General features: G+C 71.8%; 17 protein-coding genes. 10 read left to right on the top strand and 7 right to left on the bottom strand.

What is annotated here, in order from left to right:
* Positions 1-69: 69 nt before the first annotated feature.
* The 4 genes from arsB to ACLQ29_RS34635 form a co-directional block, all read right to left on the bottom strand.
* Complete coding sequence (gene arsB / locus ACLQ29_RS34620) at positions 70-1146, bottom strand: ACR3 family arsenite efflux transporter (RefSeq protein WP_425775576.1); 1077 nt, start codon at positions 1144-1146, stop codon at positions 70-72.
* Between the two features lie 201 nt (positions 1147-1347).
* Positions 1348-1755 carry an arsenate reductase ArsC gene (locus ACLQ29_RS34625; protein ID WP_425775577.1) on the bottom strand — a complete coding sequence of 136 codons (408 nt, stop codon included), beginning with the start codon at positions 1753-1755 and terminating at the stop codon, positions 1348-1350.
* A 238-nt stretch (positions 1756-1993) separates the two neighbouring features.
* Positions 1994-2695, bottom strand: coding sequence for a helix-turn-helix domain-containing protein (locus ACLQ29_RS34630; RefSeq protein ID WP_425775578.1), 702 nt, complete (start codon positions 2693-2695; stop codon positions 1994-1996).
* Between the two features lie 90 nt (positions 2696-2785).
* Positions 2786-3163 (bottom strand): ArsR/SmtB family transcription factor, encoded by a 378-nt coding sequence (locus ACLQ29_RS34635; RefSeq protein ID WP_425775579.1) that lies wholly within the window; start codon positions 3161-3163, stop codon positions 2786-2788.
* Between the two features lie 288 nt (positions 3164-3451).
* On the opposite strand from ACLQ29_RS34635, the gene ACLQ29_RS34640 reads away from it, so the two are divergent.
* From ACLQ29_RS34640 to ACLQ29_RS34665, 6 genes are all read left to right on the top strand, one after another.
* The gene (locus ACLQ29_RS34640; protein ID WP_425775580.1) at positions 3452-3778 is read left to right on the top strand and encodes an ArsR/SmtB family transcription factor; all 327 of its coding nucleotides are present in this window, start codon (positions 3452-3454) and stop codon (positions 3776-3778) included.
* On the top strand, positions 3778-4275 hold the full coding sequence (locus tag ACLQ29_RS34645; RefSeq protein ID WP_425775581.1) for a GNAT family N-acetyltransferase: 498 nt from the start codon (positions 3778-3780) through the stop codon (positions 4273-4275). The genes ACLQ29_RS34640 and ACLQ29_RS34645 overlap by 1 nt, the downstream gene beginning before the upstream one ends.
* Positions 4276-4351: 76 nt before the next feature.
* Positions 4352-5767 (top strand): FAD-dependent oxidoreductase, encoded by a 1416-nt coding sequence (locus ACLQ29_RS34650; RefSeq protein WP_425775582.1) that lies wholly within the window; start codon positions 4352-4354, stop codon positions 5765-5767.
* Positions 5767-6267: a hypothetical protein gene (locus tag ACLQ29_RS34655; protein ID WP_425775583.1), complete on the top strand. Its 501-nt coding sequence runs from the start codon at positions 5767-5769 to the stop codon at positions 6265-6267. The genes ACLQ29_RS34650 and ACLQ29_RS34655 overlap by 1 nt, the downstream gene beginning before the upstream one ends.
* A 397-nt stretch (positions 6268-6664) precedes the next feature.
* Positions 6665-7564, top strand: coding sequence for an ABC transporter ATP-binding protein (locus ACLQ29_RS34660; RefSeq protein WP_425775584.1), 900 nt, complete (start codon positions 6665-6667; stop codon positions 7562-7564).
* Positions 7561-9192 carry an ABC transporter permease gene (locus ACLQ29_RS34665; RefSeq protein ID WP_425775585.1) on the top strand — a complete coding sequence of 544 codons (1632 nt, stop codon included), beginning with the start codon at positions 7561-7563 and terminating at the stop codon, positions 9190-9192. Before ACLQ29_RS34660 ends, ACLQ29_RS34665 begins: the two co-directional genes overlap by 4 nt.
* Positions 9193-9525: 333 nt before the next feature.
* Here ACLQ29_RS34665 and ACLQ29_RS34670 read toward each other — a convergent pair whose 3' ends face one another.
* The 3 genes from ACLQ29_RS34670 to ACLQ29_RS34680 are packed head-to-tail and all read right to left on the bottom strand — an operon-like array spanning position 9526 to position 12779.
* Complete coding sequence (locus tag ACLQ29_RS34670) at positions 9526-10296, bottom strand: hypothetical protein (RefSeq protein WP_357073627.1); 771 nt, start codon at positions 10294-10296, stop codon at positions 9526-9528.
* Between the two features lie 36 nt (positions 10297-10332).
* Positions 10333-11664: an HEXXH motif domain-containing protein gene (locus ACLQ29_RS34675; RefSeq protein WP_425775586.1), complete on the bottom strand. Its 1332-nt coding sequence runs from the start codon at positions 11662-11664 to the stop codon at positions 10333-10335.
* A complete protein-coding gene (locus tag ACLQ29_RS34680; protein WP_425775587.1) occupies positions 11661-12779 on the bottom strand; it encodes an FxsB family cyclophane-forming radical SAM/SPASM peptide maturase in 1119 nt (372 codons plus the stop codon). The genes ACLQ29_RS34675 and ACLQ29_RS34680 overlap by 4 nt, the downstream gene beginning before the upstream one ends.
* Before the next feature lie 359 nt (positions 12780-13138).
* Here ACLQ29_RS34680 and fxsA point away from each other — a divergent pair, with 359 nt between their 5' ends.
* The 4 genes from fxsA to ACLQ29_RS34700 all read left to right on the top strand — a co-directional run bounded on the left by fxsA (position 13139) and on the right by ACLQ29_RS34700 (position 19502).
* Entirely contained in the window at positions 13139-13318 is a 180-nt protein-coding gene (fxsA, locus tag ACLQ29_RS34685; RefSeq protein ID WP_425775588.1) for an FxSxx-COOH cyclophane-containing RiPP peptide, read from the top strand.
* A gap of 60 nt (positions 13319-13378) precedes the next feature.
* Entirely contained in the window at positions 13379-17215 is a 3837-nt protein-coding gene (gene fxsT, locus ACLQ29_RS34690) for an FxSxx-COOH system tetratricopeptide repeat protein (RefSeq protein ID WP_425775589.1), read from the top strand.
* Between the two features lie 12 nt (positions 17216-17227).
* Positions 17228-18229 (top strand): hypothetical protein, encoded by a 1002-nt coding sequence (locus ACLQ29_RS34695; protein WP_425775590.1) that lies wholly within the window; start codon positions 17228-17230, stop codon positions 18227-18229.
* A gap of 94 nt (positions 18230-18323) precedes the next feature.
* On the top strand, positions 18324-19502 hold the full coding sequence (locus ACLQ29_RS34700) for a hypothetical protein (protein ID WP_425775591.1): 1179 nt from the start codon (positions 18324-18326) through the stop codon (positions 19500-19502).
* Positions 19503-19517: the final 15 nt, after the last annotated feature.

The raw sequence follows: 19517 nt of genomic DNA on the forward strand, positions 1-19517 counted from the left end.
GACGATCATGCGGTGGCCGTCCTCATTCCTGCGGGACCCGAGGTCACCTCACGAACGGCGGCTGCCGTACTAGGCGCTGCCCGCCTGGGTGGGGAAGAACCGACGGCGGGCGGCGAGGCTGACGTAGACGAGGGCGACCAGGACCGGCACCTCGATCAGCGGTCCGACGACTCCAGCGAGGGCCTGTCCGCTGGTGATGCCGAAGACGCCGATCGCCACGGCGATGGCGAGTTCGAAGTTGTTGCCGGCGGCGGTGAAGGCGAGCGTGGTGGTGCGTTCGTAGTTCAGGCCGATCGCCCGACCGATGGCGAACGAGCCGAACCACATGATCGCGAAGTACGCGAGCAGGGGAAGCGCGATGCGGGCGACGTCCCATGGCTGGGCGGTGATCGCGTCGCCCTGCAGGGCGAAGAGCAGCACGATGGTGAACAGCAGCCCGTACAGGGCGACCGGCCCGATCCGGGGCAGGAATTTCGCCTCGTACCAGTCGCGGCCCTTGGCGCGTTCGCCGAGTTTGCGGGTGAGGTAGCCGGCGGCCAGGGGGATGCCGAGGAATACCAGGACGCTGCCGGCGATGTCCCACCCGGAGACCGATAGTCCGGCCTGCTCCAGGCCGAGCCAGCCGGGCAGGACGGTGAGGTAGAACCAGCCGAGCAGGCCGAAGGCGAGTACCTGGAAGACGGAGTTGAGGGCGACCAGGACGGCGGCGGCTTCGCGGTCGCCGCAGGAGAGGTCGTTCCAGATGATGACCATGGCGATGCAGCGGGCCAGACCGACGATGACCAGCCCGGTGCGGTACGCGGGCTGGTCGGGTAGGAGCAGCCAGGCCAGGGCGAACATGACAGCGGGGCCGATGAGCCAGTTGATCACCAGGGAGGAGATCAGCAGGCGTCGGTCGGAGGTGACGGTGTCGAGGCGGTCGTAGCGGACCTTGGCCAGGACCGGGTACATCATGATGAGCAGACCGAGGGCGATGGGTACGGAGATTCCGCCGACCTTTACGCGGTCGAGGGCGTCGTCGAGGCCGGGGATCAGCCGGCCCAGGAGTAGCCCGGCGACCATGGCGGCGCCGATCCACAGCGGCAGGAGTCGGTCCAGCGTCGAGAGTCGGGGTGTGCTGCGCGACGGTGTGGCCAGTGTCGTCATGTGCTTGGTTCCTCTGGTGGTTCCTGGGTGGATGCGGCCGCCCGAAGGGCGGTCGACCCTGCGGCTCCGGTCGGAGGTTCAGTGGGTGTCGTGCATGGTCGGCAGCGTGTGGACGCCGTCGGCCGGTCCGGGACGCGGGTCTCGCCGGTGTGGGGGCAACCGCCCGCAGGCGGTGGGGCCGGCGGGGTGAGGTGCGAAGGGTCAGGCGGCGGTGCGCAGCTCGCCGAGGAGCTTCTCCACCCGCGCGCGGATCTCGTCGCGGACGGGGCGCACGGATTCGACACCCTTGCCGGCGGGGTCGTCGAGCTTCCAGTCCTCGTAGCGCTTGCCGGGGAAGACCGGGCAGGTGTCACCGCAGCCCATTGTCACGATGACGTCGGAGGACTCCGCGGTCGCGTACTCCAGCAGCTTTGGCGTCTGGTCGGTGATGTCGATGCCGACCTCGCGCATGGCCTCGACGGCGGCGGGGTTGACGGTGTCAGCGGGGGCGGAGCCGGCGGAGCGGACTTCGACGGTGTCGCCGGCGAGGTGGCGCAGCCAGCCGGCGGCCATCTGGGAGCGGCCGGCGTTGTGCACGCAGACGAACAGGACGCTGGGCTTGTCGGACATCACGAGCCTTCCTTGCGGTACGGGTTGCGGGGCCGGTTGACCGACACCGGACAGGAGTCGCCGGCGGGGTGCGGGCGGGATCGCTGTTGTGGTCCGAGCAGGCGGTAACGGCGGGCCGGACGCGACGGATTCACCAGGCCCCGATACGTCTGGTCCGCCCCCACGTGTCGCGCCGTCGTGCTCATGCGCTGTGGTTGGGTGCCCGGATCGCGCTCGGTCATCGCACAGGGCGCTGGTGTCAGTCATGACGGCCTGGCGACCTCATGGTGGTGGTGACGATGGGGGCGACGCGGTCGATGCGGGTGGCGAGGTCGGCGAACGCGGCCTCGAACGCGGCGTCGGTGTCGACGCGAACCGGGTCGGGCACCGACCAGTGCAGCCGGGGTCGGACCGGGGCGGTGAGTTCCTCGTGGGCGTTGTCGCAGACGGCGATGAGCAGGTCGTCGTCACGCACGATGTCCGCGACGTGCGCGGTGTTGGTCGCGTCCAGATGCAGCCCGTGGCGGTGGGCCACGGCGACGGCGCGCGGGTGCACCCGCTCTGCCGGCTGCGTTCCGGCCGATGCCGCGCAGGTGTCGGTGCGCTCCGACCAGAGGGCGGCGGCGAGCTGCGAGCGGGCGGAGTTGCGGGTGCAGACGAACACCACCCGACCCACGCCGGCCATCGGTGCCGGGGTCAGCGCGGTCAGGGCCTCGGGCTGCAGCTGCAGGTAGGTGCGACGGCGGTCTCCCTCGGATCGGCCGCGGACGACCAGACCGGCTTCGCTGAGGACCTTGACGTGGTGGGCGACCAGATTCGTTGGCATCTGAAGGTCGTGGGCGATCTCGCCGGGGGAGGCGTCGCCCAGGGTGAGCGCGTCGACGATCGCCAGGCGCGCCGGGTCGCCGAGAGCGGCGTGGATCCGGGCGCGCCCCTGTAACGAAGAAAGCTCAGTAGTCATTGACTCAACTATTATTGAGCAACTGTGGAGCTGTCAAGCGGCATCGAGGCGTGGGCCGATGGAGCAGCGGATCGTGGCGCCGGCGGCCGTCTATGAAACGGTCGCCGGGTTGACGGTGAGCAGCGCCGCGAGTTGGCGCAGCACCGCCGGTCGGGCGCGGTAGTACACCCACGTGCCGCGCCGCTCGGAGTCCACGAGGCCGGCCTCGCGCAGCGTCTTGAGGTGATGCGAGATGGTCGGGCCGCTGAGGCTGAAGGCGGGGGTGAGGTCACACACGCACGCCTCGCCGTTGTCAGCGGAGGCGATCATCGACATCAGCTGCAGCCGGACCGGGTCGCCGAGGGCCTTGAAGGCCGGCGCGAGCACCGCGGCGGTCTCGGCCGGCACACGGTGCTGCGCCAGGGGCTGGCAGCAGAACGCCTCGGCGGTCACGTCGGCGAGGGTGGGAGGGCCGGCTTGCTTCGACATTTCTCTAGGTTGACATCCCTCTAATCATTGTGCAACCGTCTGTTTCGACAGACGTCAAGATAGTGGGAAATTGGAGGAGATCATGTTCAGGCTCACGCGCCGACCGAGGGCATCCACCGTCGGTGTCCGATTTTGCGACTCCTGTGCCGAGGTCAGCACCGCCGAGCAGCGCGCGCAGCGCCGCTTCGACGCGGTACGGGCCGCCCACGCGAGCTTCGGCCGATGATCGCCGCTCGCGGTTGATAGGCTCAATCGTCTATCGGCGATGAACGATGAAGAGGTGGTGGGGTGGCCGAGCTACTCGATCGGACGACGGCGCAGACATACGCGTCGTGGTTTCGGGCCCTCGCGGACCCGACCCGGGTGCAGATCGTCGAGTACCTTGCCCGACACGCTCAGGCGATGAGCGTGGGGGAGATCGTCACCGCGATCGGCCTGGCGCAGTCCACCATCTCGCAACACCTGAAGATCCTCACCGAGGTGCGATTCGTCCTCGTCGAGCCGGTCGGCACCGCCCGGCACTACCGGATCAACGACGCCTGCGTCGACTGCTTCCCCTCCGCCGCGGACGTGGTCATGGGTCGACCCGCCCCCAGCCCGAACGGAACCTGCTGATGGCCGACATCACCGTGCGCCCCCTGCGGGACGACGACGCCGAGCGGGTCCTGGCCATCTACCAGGCCGGACTCGACGCCGGCAACGCCAGCTTCGAGACGACCGCACCGACCTGGCCGGTGTTCGACGCGGCGAAGCTACCCGCGCACCGCTTCGTTGCCGTCGACCCCCACGACACGGTGCTCGGTTGGATCGCGGTCGCACCCACCTCGGCCCGCGCCGTCTACGCCGGGGTGGTCGAGCACTCCGTCTACGTCGACCCCGCCGCGCAGGGCCGCGGCGTCGCCCGGCTGCTGCTGGACACGCTGATCGCCTCCACCGAAGCTGCCGGCATCTGGACCATCCAGTCCGGAGTCTTCCCCGACAACGCCGCCAGCCTCACCCTGCACCAGCGGGCCGGCTTCCGGATCATCGGCATGCGCGAGCGGATCGGCTGCCACCACGGCCGCTGGCGCGACGTCGTCCTGCTCGAGCGACGCAGCCCCGTCGTCACCTGACCAACCCAGCCCCTGCGCGATTTGGGGCCGTCTACCCGCGTGATTCGACAGTTATCAACACAGAGGAGTTTGCTCGATGAGCACCCTGAACGAGCTACCCGTCGTGGTCATCGGCGCCGGCCCGGTCGGCCTGGCCGCCGCCGCGCACCTGCACGAGCGGGGCATCGCCTTCACCGTCATCGAAGCCGGCGACACCCCCGGCGCCGCCGTGCGGCAGTGGGGCCACGTGCGGGTGTTCTCCCCATGGCGGTACAACATCGACCCGGCCGCCCGGCGCCTCCTCGACGACGCCGGTTGGGTCGGCCCCGACCTGGAGGGCCTGCCCACCGGAGCGGAGCTGGCCGGCACCTACCTCCAGCCCCTCGCGCAGCTGCCACAGCTCAAGCCGCACCTGCGCTATGGCACCCGGGTCGAGGCGATCAGCCGCCTGGGCCTGGACCGGCTGCGCACCGCCGGCCGTGAGTCCACGCCGTTCCTGATCCGCCTCGCCGACGGCGACGAACTGCTCGCCCGCGCCGTCATCGACGCCTCCGGCACCTGGGGCACCCCGAACGTCCTGGGCGCGTCCGGCCTGCCGGCCCGCGGTGAGAGCACTGTCGCGGCGTTCCTGGAGCACGCGTTGCCCGATGTTCTCGGCGCGGCCCGGGAGCGCTTCGCCGGCCGACACACCCTCGTCGTCGGGGCCGGCCACTCCGCCGCGAACACGCTGCTGTCCCTGGCCGAACTGGCCGAAGCCGCGCCAGACACCGAGGTGACCTGGGCGATCCGGACCACCTCACCGTTGCGCGCCTACGGCGGCGGGGACGCCGACGCGCTGCCGGCCCGCGGTGCCCTGGGCTCCCGGTTGCGCGCGCACGTCGACGCCGGCCGGATCCGGCTGCTCACCGGCTTCTCCGTGCACGCACTCACCCCGACAGACGGCCGGGTCACTGTGGTGGTGCGCCACGCCGACGGCGGCGACGAATCGGTCACCGTGGACCGGATCGTCGCCGCCACCGGCTTTCGCCCCGACCACTCGATCGCCGCCGAGCTGCGCCTGGACCTCGACCCGATCATGGGCGCCACCCGCGCCCTCGCGCCGCTCATCGACCCCAACGAGCACTCCTGCGGCACCGTGCCCCCGCACGGCGTGAACGAACTCGCCCACCCGGAAGCCGGCTACTACGCCGTCGGTATGAAGGCCTACGGCCGGGCCCCGACGTTCCTCATGGCCACCGGCTACGAGCAGGTCCGCTCCGTCGTCGCCGCCCTCGCCGGCGACTGGGCCGCCGCTCGCGACGTCCAACTTGACCTACCCGAAACCGGCGTCTGCAACAGCAACCCCGCCGACACCGCCACCGGCGAGGGCTGCTGCGGGCCGGCCCCCATCGCCGAGCCAGCGGCGCGCGGACTCGCCACCGGCATCTCCGGCGGGCTGCTGTCCACACCGTTGAACCTGGTCACCCTCGACGCCGCCCCCACCAGCGCTCAAGCCGGCGGCTGCTGCAGCTGATGCCCACCACCGCGACGGTGCCCGCCGACACCACAGTCGGCGGGCACCACGCCCACGGCTGGCGAATCGTCGCCGCCCTGGCCATCACCTCCACCGTCGGCTGCGGCACCCTCTACTACGCCTACCCGGTGCTGCTGCGCCCCATGGCCGCCACCCTCGAAACCTCCCCCACCGCCGTTACCGGCGCGCTCACCGTCTCCGTCTTCGCGGGCGCGCTCATGGCCATCCCGGTCGGCAGGTGGCTCGACCACCACGGCGGGCGGGCGCTGATGACTACCGGGTCGATCGCTGCCACCGCCCTGCTCGTGGCCTGGTCCCGGGTGCAGACCATCGGCCAGCTCTACGCCGTCATGATCGGCATCGGCGTCACCGGCGCGATGGTGCTCTACGGCCCCGCACATCAGCGACGCCGACACCTGCTGACCCCACACCCTCGGCCCACGCCCAGCGGCGCGCGATCGTCAAGGCCGCGATGCGCGACCCCCGGTTCTGGATCCTGACCGCAACGTTCATCGCGCAGGGCGCGGCCACCAGCACCATGACCGTCCACCTCGTCGGCTACCTGATCAGCCGCGGCAACCCCGCCACCTTCGCCGCCACCGCCACCGGCCTGCCTGGCGTCCTGTGTCGGTCACTGGCCGGCTCGTCCTCACCGCCGCCCGCCGACACCTACGCGTCACCACGATCGTGGCCGCCGTCTTCGCCACCCTGGTCGATACCGCGGCTGCGGCTGGATGAACCGCCGCTGTCGGGATCAGCCTCGCTGAGCGTCCGGAACCGTCCTGAGTGTCCACGCGGTGGCTTTCTGCCGGGTCAATGCGGGAGTACGGTGGGCTCTGGTGTGCCGGGAAGTCTGGTCGGCGGTCATATCCGTGTCGGCTGCTGAGGACTTCCGCCATGAACGATCTCGCGTTGCGTGCCATCAATCTGACCAAACGGTACGGCCGTTTCACGGCGCTCGACGACCTGTGCCTTGAGGTGCCCGCTGGTGAGGTGTTCGGGTTTCTCGGTCCGAACGGCGCGGGCAAGTCGACCACCATTCGCCTGCTGCTGGGGCAGGTCCGTGCCACGGCGGGGCAGGCATGGGTGTTCGACAGCGACGCGGCGGATGTCGCCCGAGCGCACCGGTCGTTGGCGTACGTGCCGGCCGATGTGGCGTTGTGGCCGCAGCTGACCGGTGCGGAGATCCTGCACCTGCAGGCGCGTACCGGGCCGGGCGTCGATCTGGCGTACCGGGATGAACTGGTGCGGCGGTTCGCGCTCGATACCAGCAAGCCGGCGCGTGCCTACTCGACGGGAAACCGGCAGAAGGTGGCGCTCGTCGCGGCGTTCGCGACCCGGGCGCCGCTGCTGGTGCTGGACGAGCCGACCAGCGGCCTCGATCCGCTGATGGAGCGCGAGTTCCGGCTCGCTGTCGCCGAGGCCCGTGACCGTGGGCAGACGGTGTTTCTCAGTTCGCACCAGCTGGCCGAGGTCGAGGCGGTCTGTGACCGCGTCGCGATCCTGCGGGCCGGCCGGCTCGTCGAGATCGCCACCATCGAACAGCTCCGGGGTCTGCATCGCGCCGAGGTGACCGTGTCGTACGTCGGCGTACCCCCGCCAGGTCTTGATCTGGTTCCTGGCGTCGACGCGGTCGAGCAGGTCAGCCCTGGGCGGCTACGGTTCTCGCTCATCGGGCCGCCGGCACCGGCGTTGCGGGCGCTCGCCGCGGCCGAGGTCACCGCGTTGGCAGTCCGCGAACCGAACCTCGAGGAGATCTTCCTCGACTACTACGGTGCCGCGGAGAGCACCAGATGATCACCAGGACGGTCCCGTCCGCCGTCGGACTCAGCGTGGCGGCCGCCCCCGGCAGAGCCGTCACCAGGCTGGCGCTGCGCCAGCTACGCCGCAGCGGCCTGATCGTGATCGTGCTCGTCGTCGCCCTACCGGCACTCGTCGCAAGCACGTACACAAGCGTCATGGCGGATCCCGCCGCGGCGGGCAGCATTGCCGCGCTCGCGGCCAACCCCGCCATCCGGACCCTGTTCGGCGAACCGATCGCCCTCGATCAGGCTGGCGGCTTCACGGTGTGGCGGGTCGGCACCTTTGTCGCTGTCCTCCTCGCCGCCTGGGCGATCCTGGCCACCACCCGCACCACCCGGGGTGAGGAGGACGCCGGGCGGTGGGACGTGCTGCTGGCGGGACGGGTGCCGCTGCGAGAGGTGGTGGCACGCCATCTGGGCGCAGTCGTGATCGTCCCGCTCGCCGGGGGCGTGGCCGTGGCCGTGGTGTTGCTGCTGGCCGGTACCGATCCTGCCGGCGCCGCCGTGCACGGTGCCGGTGTCGGTGTGCTCGGGTTGTTCTTCGTCGCCGTCGCCGGGCTGGCCGCGCAGGTGTTCCCGACCCGGACGGCCGCTACCGGAACCGCCGTGGCGGTGCTTGGTGCCGCCCTGCTGATGCGCATGGTCGGCGACGGCCTCAGCGGACTCGGGTGGCTGCGCTGGCTGTCACCGTTCGGGCTGCTCGCTCTCAGCGAACCGTACGCGCGGAACCGGATCGTGCCGCTGCTGATTCTGCTGGCCGCCGCGGTGCTGATGGCCGGCGTCGCCGTCGCCGCCGCTGGTCGCCGTGATGTGCGTGGCGGTCTGATCGCGGTCGCTGCCGGTCGCCGCCCGCGGCTGATGCTGCTGTCCGGTGTGGGTGCGTTCGCGGTGCGGCGCATGCTGCGGCCCCTCACCGGCTGGGCTGTGGGGATCGGCGCCTACTACCTGCTCATCGGCTTCACCACGGTGTCGGTCACCGAGTTCCTGACCGGCAACCCGGCCCTCGCCGAGGAGGCGGCGCGTGCCGGGTTCACCGCGCTCGGTGCGGTCGAGGGGTTCGCCGCGACCCTGTTCGCGCTACTCGCGTTGCCCGTCGGCGGGTTCGCGGCGGTCCGCGTGTCCGCCTTCGTCGCGGCGGAGAACAGCCGCATTCTCACGCTGCTGACCGCTCAACCGGTCACCCGGATCCGTCTGCTCGCCGCCGAGATCGCCGCCACGGCCGCAGGCGCGATCGCCCTGGTGAGTATCGCCGGGCTCGCCGTCTGGGCGGGCATCACCGCGACCGGAGGTGACCTCAACCTGCTGGCAGCATGGGGCGGGGCCTGGAACACGCTGCCGATCGTGCTGCTCAGCCTCGGCGCGGCCACTCTCGCCGCCGGCCGGGTGCCGCGGGCGGCGGCCTTCGCCGGATCGTTGCCCGCGACCGGGGGGTTCCTGCTCCTGGTGATCGCCGACAGCGTCGGCTCGCCCGGCTGGGTTCGCGGACTCTCGCCGTTCGCCCACCTGGCGCCGGTCCCGCTGACCCCGGTCGACTGGACCAGCACGCTGGCCATGATCACTCTGGGTGTTGCCCTGGGCGTGGCCGGTGTCCTGGGCTATCGGCGACGCGACCTTCGGGGTTGAGGAGGGACGCGGGTTTCGCGCAGGCGTTCCACCGCACGCCGGGGGTGTCCTGTTGGTAGACGTCCAGGATTTGTCACGGTTGGCATCGGCGGTGTCTCGGCGTCGTGGATCCGCCGGTAGAGCCAGCGCGCAGTTCCGCCGGCAAGCTCAAGGTCGGCCACCGAGGCCGCCTGGCAGGCCGCGAGGGCGTTGACCAGATGGTCGCCCTTTGCTTCGTACATGGAGTCGCCGGTGATTGCCTACGCCTGCGCCAGGGCGGTCAGTAGGTGCCCCATCGTGTGCCCGCGCAACGCCACGCCCGGGGCTTCCCGCGCTCTTCGAGCCGGCGCCCGCTCAGCCAGCCCCGCCCGAGCGCTGGATGAGGTGCTGCACCCACTTGTCGAACTTGCTGCTGGCACCACCGGCCAGGCTGGCCAGGTCCTGCTCGGTCACCGCGCCCCGGTCGGTCAGCGACACGATGAGGCTGCGCAGCCGCCGGTGGTCGTCCGCCTCGGAGGGTTCGACGGGGCCGCCGCCGCCGACCTGCCGTTGCAGGTCCTGGAGGATGTCCATCATCTGCGGCAGTGTCTCGATGACCTGCGAGAGACCGGTTTCGTGCGGGCTCGACGAGCCGCGCAGGTCCTGCAGGGTGAGCGCCACCGACATCGGGGTGACGATGTCGGCGTCGGTGGTGATCGAGTCGATGGCGCGGCCCAACTGTTCCTTGGCCGAGTGCACACTGTCCAGGTCGGTGTGGTCGACCAGGATCGTCCGCATCCCCTGCACGTCGAAGGGGAGCTGTTGGTCTTTTGCCATCAGCTGGACGAAGGGTTTGCGGAGCGCGTGCCGCACCGCCAGTTCGTAGAAGACGTTGGCGTTCTGGTCGGTGAGGTCGGCGATGACCAGGTCGTTCTGGATGATCCGGTCGAGCACCTGCGAGGTGATCAGGCCGGCGCGTTCGATCTCGTCACCCCGGATCGCCTGGTAACCCCGCGCCTCGACGACCGGGCGGATGACGTGTTTGAGGATCTGGTCGCTGCGGCGGCGGATCTCGGAGCCCTCCTGGCCGATCGGAGCGATGACGAAGCACTCACGTCGGCTGGGCTGCCCGTTAGCGTCCCCCATGCGGCACAGCGTAGAGGAGATCGGCAAGCCTCGCTGTCACCCCCGTCGGGCCTCGGCCCGCTCCCAGTGGGCGTGGTGCGCGGCGAGTAGCCGTCCAGCGTCGTCCACCGCGTGGGGAGTCACCGGTTCCGAGGCCCACCGGTCGAGGACCGGTGCCATTCCGTCGACCAGGCGCCTGCCGACCGGGGTCAGGCGTGGCTGCGCGGCCAGCACCCGTACGGTTTGCCTGGCCGCGCGGGTCCAGCGGACGAACTCGACCTCGGCGTGGTGCCGGGCGGCCCGGTCCCGCTCGACGAATCGTTGCCGTCGCCAGAAGCCGGCCACCCCCAGGTGGGCGTACGCGCCGTGCAGCAGGCCCTCCAGGGGGCGGGGGTCGGGTCGCCACGGCGCGTAGAACGACTCATCCGGACCGGGCTCCACCAGGGGGAACAGGTCGGTCAGCGCGGCCAGCTTGAGGTGTTGGATCTCGTGGGCGAGGGTGACCGCCGCCGAGCGGGGATCCGGCGGCAGGGACATCGCCACCGCGCCGAACCCGTGGTGGTATGTGCCGCTGCGGACCCCGGACCGCGGCGGGTCGAGGGGTACCAGCGCGTGTAGCGCCACCGACACCTCCTCGGCGACCGCCCGGTGCTCGTCGGTGAGCAGGCGCCACGCCCCGCGTAGTCGGTGCTGCCACCGGCCCGGGTCGCGCACCGAACCGGCGATCGGGTGGGTGCGGGCCCCGGCCGCCATCGGCACGTGCCGCCAGGTGGCGATGTCCAGCAGCAGCCGCAGCGCCAGCCCGCCGTGGGCGGCGCGCAGCTCGGGGACGGGTCGCCAGCGGTGGCCGGGCGGGTGGTCGTACCCGATCTCGGTCCGCTGCCCGGCGCAGCGCACCTCGGCCCGCCCGCCCGCGCAGCGCACGCGAGCGCGGGTCGCCGTGGGGTCGACCCGCAGGGTGCCGAGGCCGGGCAGGTCCAGCCGGCCCGGTGTGGCCGGGTCGAGCGGCACGTCCAGGTCGGCGTCCGCGCGGGCCCGCACCACCGCGGCGGCGGCGACCGCCGCGAGCAGACCGGGGTACGCCGCCGCTCGCTCGTCACCCCGGCGCAGCAGTGCGGCGGTGCCGAAGGCCCACGCGGCCACCGGGGGATGACCCCACGCCGCCTGGCGTTGGCCCTGCTCCAGGCCACCCACCACGCGGTACGCCGCCTCGACCGCCGCCCGGTCCGGATGGTCCACCCGATGGGTGAGGACGACAAGCGCCCGGACCAGCAGCAGGTTCTTGCTGTGCTGGGCGGCATGCAACAGCTCAAGGGCCCTCGGGCCGCCTCCGCCGGTGGCGAGCAGGTCGAGGACGGCTCGGGGTAGCCGGTGCCCGGCTGTCGTCACCGGTGCGCCTCCCGCAGTGCTGTCACGTCCCGCCGCAGGGTGCTGCGGATGTGCGCGATGAGTCGGTACAGGTCGGCGCAGTAGACCGACGGGTTGTCGAAGCCGCGGCCGGCGTGCCACCGGTGTGTGTAGAGGCCGCCGCCGCAGACCTGGCGCAGCTCGCAGACGCGGCACTGGGCGCAGAGCCCGGCTGCCCCGGCCTGCTGGGCCCGCACGCCGGGCTGGTCGAGCGCGGCGTCGAAGGTGTCCCGGTCGACGTGCAGGTCGGTGCTGCCGGCACTCGCATAGGCGGCGCCGAGGGTGTCGTCCATCTCGATCGCCCCGTCGGTCTCCACCACCGCCACGGCGACCGGGCTGAGCCCCACCCCGGCCAGCCGGGAGGAGCCGCCCAGCAACAGCTGGATGATCTCGTCGAAGAGGCGGACCCGGGTCCGTCGACTGTCGTCGGCGTACCACTCGTCGAAGACGGCGGTCAGCCAGTCCGCGTACGGGGCCTGCCGTGGGTCGGCGGGGCGGCCCGCGGGCGGCGACGACCAGGTGCCGTGCGGCAGCAGGAAGTCCATTATCGGGGGACTGTGGGCCAGCAGGCTGCGGTAGGTGTTGACCGGGTCGTTGCGCAGGTCCACGGTGCACAGCAGACCGTTGAACAGCCGCCGGTGCGATCCGGTCAACTGGTGCAGCGCGGCCTCGACCCGGTCGTGGCTGCCCCGACCGTCCGGCCCTCGCCGGTGCCTGTCGTGCGCGGCGCGGTCCCCGTCGAGGCTGACGCTGATCCCCACGTCGAGCCGGTCGAACAGACGCAGGAAGGGGCCGTCCAGGCGGACGCCGTTGGTCTGCACCGTCATCCGCGCGGGCACCGGGGCGGCACCGCGCCGCAGCAGCTCGACTGCCCGCTCGACACCGGCAACCCCGGCCAGCAGCGGCTCGCCGCCGTGCAGCACGACGCTCACCCCGCCCAGCCGGTGTCGGCGGGCGTGCTCGCCGATCCGCTCACCGGTGCGGGCCAGTGTCGCCGCCGACATCGTCCGGGGTCGGGATCGCCAGCGCTGGTCGGCCATCGCGTACACGTAGCAGTAGTCGCAGGCCAGGTCGCAGCGGCTGTGCAGCTTGACCACGAACTGTCGGAAAGGAGACGGACGCCGCACTGGCGTGGGGAGGACCACCGTGCCGGGTGACGGCCGGTGACCACCAACGGGTCCGGGCATCAGACGCTCCGCCGTCCTGTCGGTCACCGGTCGGGCCACCTGCCAGAGTGGAGCATACATCGACAGATGACGTTCCGGGTGCCACGAATGACCGGCCGGCGCCGGGACGGACCCGTCCTACCTGGTCCGGCCGCCGTCCGGGTGTCGGCCGTCGATGCGGCGCACGGTTATCATGAGCACACTCAGCGGAGCTGGCGACCGGTCAATGTCTGGCCCGGCGGTGGGGCCGACCGGGCGCGGCACGACACGGAGACAGGCGGTGGTCGGTGATGGACACCGAAGAGGACGACCTCCGTTCCGAGTTGATCGACCTGACCGACATGGACCTTGCCGAGCTGGACGCGATCCCGGGCGGTGTGCTCGTGGCCGCACTGGCACGACTCGATCGCCGCGCCGCCGCCGGCGACCAGTACGCAGGCTTCGAAAGCGCCCTCGATGGCGACGACTGACCCCACGGGTGCCGCGACGACGCAGGCAACCCGCACCACCGCCCGGGCCGGGGGAGACCGATGAAGATCAGTAGGGACGAGACGCCGGGTGTCGCCACGATCGTCTCGTTCGTGTCACCCGCCGACGACACCGGCCGCAGCAGCGCGGTGGCCAACGTCGCCTGGATCCTCGCCGGCAACGGCAAGAAGGTGCTCGCCGTCGACTGGTGCCCGAAGACCCCCCGGGTCTACGACTTCCTGCGCCCGGTGCAGGTGGACGCCGTCTCGGCGGCCCAGGAGCTGGGCGAGGACCTTGCCACCGCGCTCACCCCCGCACCGGACGTGCCGCTGGTGCCTCCCTCGACGGTGATCGCGCCGGCCGCGCCCGAGCAGGGCACCCTCTACCGGTACGCGGTGTCCGGCTCGACCGCGACGTTCAGCATGGTGGGGCTCGGCGCCACCACCGAAGGGCTGCCCACCGGGGATGCCGCCCGCATCCGACAGTTGCTTCAGCAGGCCGACTACGACTACGTCCTCATCGACGCCCCGGTAGACCTGAGCGCACCGGGAATCACGCACTGCGCGGTGCTCAGCGACGTCGCAGTGGTCTGCATGCCACCCCGCCGGCTGTCAGTGCAACACGCCGCCGGGCTCGCCAAGGAGCTGCAGCAGCGGGCCGCCGGCGGGATCCGGGTGCTCGCCGCGCCGACCCTGCACGAGGGCCTCGACCCCGGGCACGGTGGTTCCCGTGACTACGTCCGGCAGGCCTTCGGATGGCTGCTGGAGAAGCCGCCGGGTGACACCCTCGGCCCCGCCGCAGCGGGGATCGTGGAGGTGCCGGCGCACAACTACGACACCTTCGACGACGTGCTGTCCGTGCTCGGCGACGAGCCGGACGACGCCAACAGCCCGTTGGCCGCGTACGAGCGGATCACGGAGTGGATCAGCGGGGGCGAGGTCACCCGGGCGGCGCCCGTCGCGCAGCGGATCCGCCGACGTTACCGGCACGCTGTGCTGCTGGACCCGGCGGAGGATCTCGGCGACATCTCCGTGGCGTACGACCCGGTCGACCGGCCCTGGGCGGACTGGATCGGCGGGCAACTGCGCCGCGCCGGGGTCCGGCCCCACCTGCGGGCGGTGCGCCCCGGCGCGCAGCTCGACGTCGCGCCGCACGGCACGGTGCTGGCGGTTCTCTCGCCGGATCTCGCCGAGACCGCCGGAACGGACCTGGCCGGGCTGCGCCCGGACCTGGCCGGCCGGTCGGAGGAGGTCCTCGGCGTGCTGGTGACCGGCGAGGCGTGGCGGGAGCCGTTCGGGCCCGAACGGGTCGTCGACCTGCGCACGGCCGACGCCGTCCGGGCGCAGTCGTTGCTGCTGAGCCAACTCGGTCTGATCGCCCCCGCGCAACCGTCCGGCGACCTGCGCAACGTGCCACGCTTCCCGGCGGACCCGGACCGTCGGGTGCGGTTCAACGTGCCTCCCCGCAACCCGTCGTTCGTCGGCCGCGACGACTATCTTGAGCGGCTGCGCGACCACCTCACCAGCGAGGACGGCCCGGTGACCCTCACTGGTGGGGCGGGAGTCGGCAAGAGCGAGCTGGCCCGGGAGTTCGCCCACCGGTTCGCCTACGACTACGACGTGGTCTGGTGGATCCCCGCCCAGGACCGGGAGACCGTGCAGACCGGGCTCGGTGCGCTCGCCAACGAGATCAAGGCGGTGGACAGCACCGGTGCCGCCGAGGCCGCGCTGAAGGCGCTCTCCGCTGCCGACGGCGCGTTCCAACGCTGGTTGCTGATCTATGACAACGCCGACGACGCCGACGTGCTGACCGGCCTCCGGCCGCGAGACGGTGTCGGCCACGTCCTGATCACCTCGCGGGACGACGGCTCCTCCGGGTTGCCCGCTCCACTGGAGGTCGCCGCGCTGACCGGCGACGAGAGCGTCGCGATGCTGCGCCGGGTGCTCGGCATCAGCACCGAGGACGCCCGCTCGATCGCGGTGGCGCTGGAGCACCTGCCGCTGGCCCTGCGTCTGGCGACCGCCTGGATGCGGCAACGTGCCCTGGGATTGGAACGCGCCGGGGTGCCCAGCCTGGAGGCGGTGGGCCAGGGCGTCCGGGAGTTGCTTGTCGCGCTGGACGGGCAGTCCGACGAGGATCCGGACGAACACATCCCCGGATCGCACACCTCGAGCGTCGCCCGGGTCCTGCGGGTCACGCTGGAGGCGCTGCGCGCAACCCCCTTCGGGGACCTGGCCATCCGGTTGGCCGAGCTGAGCGCCTTCCTCTCCCCGGAGGGCATCGGGCTGCCACTGCTGCGGTCCACCTCGATGCTGACCCAGCTCGCCGCCGCGTCCGGCACCGACATGGACGAGTTGTTGCTCGACGCCGCCGAGGTGGACCTCGTCCTCACCGTCGGCGCCCGCTTCGCGCTCTACGACGTCGACTGGGGGCGCGGGTCGGCGTTGCGGATGCACCGCGCCATCCAGGTGCTGCTTCGCGAGGCCATCCCCGAGCCGCAGCGCCGTGAACGGCACCGGCAGGTCCTCCAGGGCCTCGCCGGCTACGCCCCGACCGACCCGGAGGCCGACGGTCGCCGCTACGCCGACGTCTTCGACGAGCTGCAACAGCACCTCGTCCCCACCGGCGCACTGGACTCCGACGACCGGCAGGTCCGGCACTGGGTCGTCAAGCAGGTGCGCCACCTGTACCTGTCCAACGACAGTGATGCCTGGCGTTCCGCGTTGCTACTGGCCTCCGCGGCCTGCGACCAGTGGGACGGCGGCGACGAGCTCGACCAGCTGACCATGCGGCTGTTCGTCCAGACGGCGAATCTGCATCGGGCACTGGGCAACTATCAGGAGGCGCTGCGCCTTGACGAACGGGTCCTCGGCGAACAGCGCCGCCGCTACGGGCTGCGCCACGTCCACACCCTCGTCGCCGGTCGCGGTCGAGGTGGTGACCTGCGCGGTCTGGGGCGATTCGAGGACGCCCTGGTCGAGGACCAGGCCACCTTCAAGGGTTTCCGCGAGATCGTCGGCGACGACCACCCGAGCACCCGGATGGCGGTGAACAACCTCGGCATCTCGTTCCTGCTCACCGGTGACGCCCCGGAGGCCCTGCGGCTGGCTCGCCAGGAACGGGACCGCCGGATGCTGCTGTTCGGCCCGGAGGACCCGCGGACCTGGCGGGCGTCGTGCCAGGTCGGCACGTGCGAGCGCGAGGTCGGCGAGTACGAGCTGTCCCTGGCCACCCTCAGGGAGGCCTTGGCCCGCATCCACGAGTTGCCCAGCGGCAGCCTCCTCGACGAGTTGCGGGTGCACCGCAGCCTCGCCGTCACCGAACGCCGCCTCGGTCTGATCATTCCGGCCAAGAAGCGAAGCGCCGAGACGTACAGCGGCTATGTCAAGAACCTCGGCGAGGACCACCCCCTCACCCGGGGCAGCCTGCTCAGCCTGGCAGCCGACTACTACCGGGCCGGTGACGCCGGGATCGCCGTGAAGAGCGCGATGCGCTGCCTGCGTGGCTACGAACGGAAGCTGGCGGCGGGACACCCCTTCACCGCCATCTGCTCGGTCAATCTGGGTCTGTTCCAGCGCGGTCTGGGGGAGTCCGACCAGGCCGTCTGGTATGGCGAGCGCGGTCTGCGGTCGCTGCGCGCCAAGCTTGGCGACGCGCACCCGTGGACCCTGGCGGCGAGCACCGCCCAGGCCGGCCATCTGGCCGCCAGCGGCGACCTGGGCAGCGCGCTGTCGACGCAGGAGGAGGCGCACGCGACCGCCCTGAACTACCTCGGCCGCGGCCATCCGGTGACCCGGGACGCCGCCGCGAACCTCTTGGCGGTCCGCGCGCTGCGCGACGGCACTCCCGGTGGTGCCGCCGTCCTGACCGAGACAGACATCGATGTGCCGCAGAGTTGAGGGAGTGACCTGGTGACCGATCCGGAACTGCACGACGTCCTGATCGAGGAGACGGCCGAGCAGGACGTCCCGGGTTTCCGAAAGAAGCGCGACCTCTGTCGGGGGTTGCTGCTCGGTGGCGGCGGCGTCTACCACGTGGCCCACTACACCACCGGGGTGCTCGACTTCGCGCTGGACCTGCTCGCCCACCCAGCCACCCCGGTACCTGCCGACGAGACCACCCCGGAGGAGCGGCGCGAGGTGTACCGCCGCGTCGGCGCCCAACTGGTCTACCGGGTCAGCGAGCTGAACCGTCGGCTGGGCGAGTTGCACAGCGGGGCGCTGATCCGCACCGTCGTGCAGACCCGCACGGGTCTCGTCTTCTGCAACTCGGTGGTGGGCAACGAACACGTGGTCGGCTTCGCCGCCGTGCCCGGGACGGACACCGCGCCGGTGGCCGACCCTGCTCGGGTCAGCGCCGTCGACCAGGCCGCCGCGCACGCCGCGACCGACCTGCGCCGGCTGCTGCGGCAGCGGTCGCAGAACCCGGGCGGCTGGGAAGGTGAGGTGGTCGACGAGCCGCTACCGACAAGCGAGCCGACGGACGGCTTCCAGCCGCACCTGACCGGGTCGTCCACGCCCGACGAAGCGTCCATGGCGGCGCTGCGCCCTGAGCGCCTGCACTACCTGAGCCACTACCGGGCGGGTGAGCAGGCGTGGGCCGTGGACATCCTCGGCCACCCCGACCTGGACACGTTCTTCAACCGGGGCGTCACGGTGGCGGATCGGCGCGACCGCTACCAGCGCCTCGCCGGTGACCTGTCGTTGCTGGCCCTACAGGTGGGCCGGGACCTGCGCCGGGCCGTCGCCGGAGACGTCACCCGGCTGGTGCTCGACGTGGAGATGGGCGCCGTCTACCACTACCGGCTCTCCGCCGACGACTACCTGGTGGGTGTCACGCTGGACCAGGACCGGGTCGCCGTCGCCGACCAGGAGATGGCGGCGGCGGCCCGACGGCTCACGCGGCCGGCCTGAACTCTGCCGGCGGTCCCCGTGGGTCGTGATTGAGGTGATCGCCCAGCGCCGATATCCTCGATTCGAATCAACGGGGGTTCGACGTGTCGGTTGGGTGGCCGTGACCGGACTGGGGAGATCAGCGGCAGTCGTTGCCGCCGCCCTGGCCGGGCTGCTCGTGGCCTGGGCCGGCGACGTGGACGGGCTCGAAGGCGCCCGCGCCTACCTCCTCCTCGCCTCGGTCCTGTTGGCGGTCGGCCTGGTCGGCAGCACCCGGGACATCAGCCTCGCCGAGGTCCGCGCCCACCTGGGCACCGTACTGCTGGCCGTCACCGTCGGCGTGGTCGCCAAGGCCGCGCTCATCGCCGCGGTCATGGTGCTGGTCTTCGGCGACCCCGCGTTCCTGGTCCTCGGCGTCGCCGTCGCCCAGATCGACCCGCTCGCGGTGGCCGCGATGAGCCGCCCCGACCGCACGTCCGCCCGGGCGCGCTCCATCCTGTCCATCTGGGCGTCCTTCGACGACCCGATCACAGTGCTGCTCACCGTCTACGTCTCCGCGTTCGCCCTGGACCTCAGCGGAGGTGGCGGCGGCGCGCTCGCCGGCGCGATCAGCGACCGGCCGCTGGATTTGCTGCTCGACCTGCTCGCCAACGTGGCCTTCGCCGTGGGCGCCTGGGTGCTGTGGCGGCTGCTCCGCGCCGCAGGCCTGCGTGACGACGCCCCCCGCCCCCGGGTCCGTACGGCGCTCAACTGGCTGGCCGTGGCGCTGCTGATCGCGCTGGTCCTCTTCGCCGCCTGGCAGTTCCTCATGCTCGGCGTCGCGCTGGCCGGGCTCTTCTTCCGTCCCCGACTGGGCCCCGTCGTCGGCCGTTCCACCCAGGCGGCGTACCTGGTCGCCACGTTCCTGCTCGGGATGTTGCTCGTGCACGGCGTCGACATCGTCCCCGGCGTGGTGCTCGGTCTGGCGGCCGTGGCGGCGCAGCTGGTGGTGTCGCTGCCGATCAGCCGCGGCCTGCCCACTGCCGACCGGCGCTACCTCGCCTGGGGGCAGCAGAACGGCATCACAGCTGTGATCCTCGCCCTCGTCCTCGAACGGGACTTCCCCGGAACGGTGGGGATCGTGGCGACGGCCATCGTGGTCATCAACATCATCCACGCCCTGGCCACGGCCATGCTGGACCGGCGCCTCCCCGACGGCCCCGGCAACGCCCCACCCGGGCCGGACGCCGACCCGACCGGGCCTCCCCGGATGCGTGACGGCCCGGCGGCGCGGGCACTGGAGCCGGAACGCTGAGCCCGGCCGACGCGC

This window comes from Micromonospora sp. DT228, from assembly GCF_049841595.1.
Classification (GTDB): domain Bacteria; phylum Actinomycetota; class Actinomycetes; order Mycobacteriales; family Micromonosporaceae; genus Micromonospora.